1 pseudogene is annotated in these 379 nt (G+C 75.5%); it reads left to right on the forward strand.

The features are described 5' to 3' along the window. Nucleotides 1–379 (forward strand): annotated as a pseudogene (locus QC029_RS30940) (germacradienol/geosmin synthase); the annotation flags it as partial.

The following is a 379-nucleotide window of genomic DNA, read 5'->3' on the forward strand; positions in this document are numbered from 1 at the left end:
ACGACCACTTCCTGGAGAGCTTCAAGCGCGGCCGGGACACCGCGGGCGCCGGTGAGTACCTGGAGCGGCTGCGCGCCTTCATGCCGGTGGGCCCGGCCGGCGCGGCCCGGGACGCGGTCGCCCCCGCGGTACCGGAGAACGCGGTGGAGCGGGGGCTGGCCGACCTGGGGGCCCGTACGGTGCCGGCCATGTCGGACGGCTGGTGCCGCCGGTTCGCCGAGGCCACCCGGCACCTGCTCGAGGAGAGCATGTGGGAGCTGGCCAACATCAGCGAGGGCCGGATCGCCACCCCCCTGGAGTACATCGAGATGCGGCGCAAGGTCGGCGGCGCCCCCTGGTCGGCGGGTCTGGTGGAGTTCGCCGCGGGCGCCGAGGTCCC

Origin of the sequence: Streptomyces sp. DH37 (genome assembly GCF_029813835.1) — a bacterium.
Lineage (GTDB): Bacteria > Actinomycetota > Actinomycetes > Streptomycetales > Streptomycetaceae > Streptomyces.